Origin of the sequence: Sphaerochaeta sp. (genome assembly GCF_050256055.1) — a bacterium.
Classification (GTDB): Bacteria; Spirochaetota; Spirochaetia; order Sphaerochaetales; family Sphaerochaetaceae; genus Sphaerochaeta.
This window is the reverse complement of sequence record NZ_JBFWIJ010000054.1, coordinates 1-4477: the sequence shown is the minus strand read 5'-3', so window position 1 is coordinate 4477 and position 4477 is coordinate 1. Positions and strand designations below refer to the sequence as shown.

General features: G+C 44.5%; 3 protein-coding genes. 1 reads left to right on the top strand and 2 read right to left on the bottom strand.

Annotation, left to right across the window (positions count from 1 at the left end; translation table 11 throughout):
• Positions 1–2440 (top strand): chitobiase/beta-hexosaminidase C-terminal domain-containing protein (locus AB7C91_RS13530; protein WP_428592324.1); only part of this gene is annotated, 2440 nt, incomplete at its 5' end.
• Positions 2441–2746: 306 nt separating this feature from the next.
• On the opposite strand, the gene AB7C91_RS13525 is transcribed toward AB7C91_RS13530, so the two are convergent.
• Positions 2747–3517 (bottom strand): ATP-binding protein, encoded by a 771-nt coding sequence (locus AB7C91_RS13525; protein ID WP_428592321.1) that lies wholly within the window; start codon positions 3515–3517, stop codon positions 2747–2749.
• The coding region (locus AB7C91_RS13520) for a Mu transposase domain-containing protein (protein WP_428592318.1) at positions 3510–4477 on the bottom strand (968 nt) is incomplete at its 5' end. The genes AB7C91_RS13525 and AB7C91_RS13520, both read right to left, overlap by 8 nt.

Here is a 4477-nt window from a genome sequence, read left to right as displayed (position 1 = left end):
TAGAATTAATGGAGAGGTGAGCCAAAGGTATACAGGGCCATTCCAAATAACTGAAAGCGCAACTATAAGCGCTGCCGCAATTTTAGGCAACTCAACTTCTGAAACTGTTCATAAGAAATTCGAGATAGTTCTCCCCGCTCCTCAAATCTTCCCTTCAGAAAGTGTTATAGCTTCAAATCAGCCTGTAACCATTGTAAGCTCTGTCCCGAACGTGATAATTTATTACTCAATCAATGGGGGAGCGTTCAAAAGTTATTCAGGGCCTTTCCTTCTTCCTGAACACTCAGTTGTTCATGCGAAGGCCAGGAAAGGAACCTCCTCTTCGGAAGTAATACAGAAGCGGTATACTTTATCGGTTACCCCTCCAGAGATTATAATAAATGACGGAGCATTGCAAATTTCTGCGAAAGATCAACGTGCAACCATTCGGTATAGCCTAGAAGGAACGGAAGTCACAAATACAAGCAAGAAATACCTTCCTTCAGAAGAAAATAAATTGACTGGTTCATACTATATTAAAGCCAAGGCTTATATCGGTTATGCCGGCTCAGATCAGGTATCATACATCAAATTGCAACCGCCTAAAATAATTGTTGAGCAATCTTCTGTTATAAAAATTACCTCTGATATACCAAGTGCAACCATATTCTATACAATAGATGGCTCGCCGCCAACGGTGAAGAGTGAGAAATATAATGAACCTATTCTTTATTCAAGCAATACTAAGGTTAGTGCAATTGCCTTTCTCGAAGGAGAAGTATCAGAACCAGAATCAAGATATTGTATGACGCTAACTTCCAAAATCACTTTTGGATCAGTTACATTGTTATTGTTTATCATCGCATCAGTTACGTACCTTAAGAAGATTAGGATAAAAATTAAGGAAAAAATGCTTAAAAATGCAGAGCTTGAACAAAGAATTAGAGAGGAGATGAAAAAACAAGAAGAAGCTGAACGGAAAGTTGAGGAAGAAAGGCAAGCGGAAATTGAGGAGAAGAGAAGGCTGGAACAACAAGCCCTTGATGAAAAGAGAAGGCTGGAACAACAAGCCCTTGATGAAAAGAGAAAGAGGGCAAAGCAAGCTGGAATTGAGAGGAAACGAAAAGCCTGGGAAGAAAACAGAAAGTTCTTTGTGCAGTCCCAATGGCAAGACTTCTGTTTTTACTTTGAATATGACACTAGTCTCTTGTCATCATACGACGAAGGGAAGGTTAAGTTGAAGATCATCAACAGCAATGGTGATGAGTTATTATATGACATAACAAGGGACTCCGTTCATAGTGACCCATTCGTAGGTCGTACACTTGTTGAGATCAGAGTCGCAATTAGCAAGATTTTAGCTAGCCTTGTAGACCGTGGTTTCGAATATTCAAATACCGTTATTGATTCTATTGTTGCGGGAATCCAAAAGAATCTAGCTTATCATGTAAAAAAAGAATTTATATTTCGGAATGAGACAAAATCTCATATTGAAGCAAATGAAAAACCTAACATAGAAAAACCTCTATCTAAACCAGAAAATAGAAATGAGGATGTAGATAATTCCTCGCTTCAAATTGGAGCATCTGGGTCATTGCAAGAGCCAGCCACCCCAAAAATGATGAATAAGAATAATGAGAACAACCTGGGATTACAATCGATTTTAGCAGAGTTGGATGGCATGATAGGCCTCGATAGGGTGAAAGAGGAAATACATACGATAGTAAACCAGGTACGAGTGAACCAAATGAAGAGAGCTGCAGGCATCAAGACTGATATGGGTTCAATGCATTTGGTATTTTCTGGTAACCCAGGTACAGGTAAAACAACTGTAGCAAGGATAGTTGGAAGGATTTATACAGAACTCGGAGTTTTAAAGAAAGGTACGTTTTTGGAAGTGAGCCGCTCGAAACTTTGTGCAGAGTATCTAGGCCAGACAGCGATTAAAACTGAAGCTGTAGTTAAGTCTGCCATCGGCGGCGTGCTTTTCATTGATGAGGCATATTCATTATATCAAAGCAATCAGGACGATTATGGCAAGGAAGCTATAGATACTTTGTTGAAGCTGATGGAAGATCACAGGAAGAATCTTGTTGTAATAGTCGCTGGTTATACAAACTTGATCCAGACTTTTTTATCCTCTAATCCAGGGCTAGAATCAAGATTCACCACAACTATTCACTTCGAGGATTATAATGCATCAGATATGTATCGTATCTTCGAGGTGTTCTGTAAGAAAGACGGATATACGCCTTCTCCTGGTGCAAGTACCATTCTTAAAGAATATTTCCAAGATTTATATGATGCCAGATCAGACAATTTCGCGAATGCTCGCGAGGTAAGAAATGCGTATGAGAAGGCATTAAAAAACCAGTCTAATAGGCTTGCAAAGGTATCGCATTCTCCAAGTAGAAGAGAGTTGCTGACGCTGGATGAGGAAGATGTATCGCGATTGAAATAAGTTGTTACATGCTGAATTCAAGAGCCATGGTTGCACGAGAAGGCGGCACTTTCCGCTCCATCCAAGGATATTTCTAGAAATCACTATGAAACCGTGGTACAAATGACGAACCATGCCTGACGAGAAGAGAAAACCCATCATACATTGAATATTCTTGTGCGCTGAAAGCGCCTGTCCGATATAGAGGAAATCACAAATCCAGTTCAAGGAAATCAATCCGAGCCATTGAGGGTAACTATAGGGGAACCGCCTGAATGGGGTGTCCTCAGTCATCTCAAAACAGGCGGTGTCGAAGCAAATGGCTCTTTACTGCGATTCCTCAGGTTTCAATCCATAGAGCTCACGCATTGACCTGTCATGGTTTTCATCAACCGCTCGTATGTTGATCTTGTATGCGTCGTACTTGATCCTGTCCAGCAGGGACTCTGCCAGCGGGTTGTCGGCGCTCCCAAGACGGGCATACCAGCCTCCGTCCAGGAACTGGGAGCAGAAGATTGTTGAAGATTTCTTTCTTCGTTTATGGATTAGCTCGAAGACAATCTTGGTTTCATTGTCGCTCAGCGGGGATAGGAGCCATTCGTCCAGAATAAGCAACGTGGGATTCACGTACTTCTTCATCACCTTTGAGAACAGTCCTGCTTTCTCCGCTTCCTGAAGTTCCACCAGCATGTCCGGCAGACGTACGAATCTTACCTTGTAGTACTTCATGCAGGCGGCGAGCCCGAAGGCGCAAGCCATGTAGGTTTTCCCACTTCCGGATGCCCCGCTGATGAAGATGTTTCGGTACTCCGTTATGTACTCGCAGGTCGCAAGGCGGGAGATGAGGCTGCGGTTCAGGATCCTGCCTGAATGGTAGTCTATTCCAGCGATGCATGCATCTGGTTGCTCGAAATCAGCGTTTCTGATTAGTCTCTTGAGCCTGTTGTCCTTGCGCCTTGTGTATTCTGAGTCAACAATCATCGAGAAGCGGTCCTCAAAGCTGACTCCGTTCATTCCGGGATCATCCATCTGCAGGCGGAAGCTGTCTGCCATTGCGGTAAACCTCATTGCTATGAGCTTGTCTACTGTTTCATTCATCAGCATTGTGGGCACCTCCATAGTATTTGGATCCCCTTACAAGGCTGAAAGGATTTTTCTTTCCTGGAGGTCCCTCCTGCTTTTCCTGGGTTGCAAGGTCCTCCGGCCTCAACGTCGCGATGAGGTCCTTGATGCTCTTGTAGCTTGGCCTGCCGGAACACTCCATCGCTTTCCTGCAGGCGGCTTCAAGCTTCTCCCTTGAATGTTTGTCCGCAAGTCTCATTATCCCCATGCAACTGCGATAGGCCTGCTGCTCTACTTTTGCGGTGGACAGGATGTAGTCGATCACATCGCATGTGTACTTTCCTGACTGCTGTGCCCAACGCCTGAAGCGGTCCCCATCCCACTGTACATACTGTTGATGGTCCTTCGGCATGTGTTCCAGAATGGTGGAATATTGTCCCGGACGGCCTCTCAGCCGCTTGTGGGACGCAATGCGCTCATGCGTTTCTTTCAGAAATACCTCGACGACATGTTCAGTCAGTCGCGCCTCAACTGGATTGCTGATATAATGGAAAGGCACGGAGTAGAACATCTTGTCTACTTCTACATGGTAGTTGAACTGGATTGTGGGTTGTGACCACGTTGCAAGTTCGAACCTAACAGCTGGCAGCGGTGAAAGCAGATATTTTTCCTCCCCAAGGAAAAGGCTCGACCTGCTGCCTTCCTTTTTCTGGAAGGGTTTTGAGTTGAGCCTTTCCAGCTTTTGCCTGATCTCGGCATTAAGTTCCGTCAGTGAGAAGAACTGTTCGTTGCGCAGGGCAGCAGTGATCCATGTGGATACGTTACTCACAGCCCCTTCGGCATGGGGTTTGTCCTTTGGGTGGCGTATCCGTGCTGGGATTATCGCAGTGTTGTAATGTTCGGCAAGCTCTTGGTAGGAACGAATCAGATCAGGCGAGTACCAGTCGTAGTTCCTATGGTTGACGGCGGTGGATGCATTGTCAGGGACAAGTATCT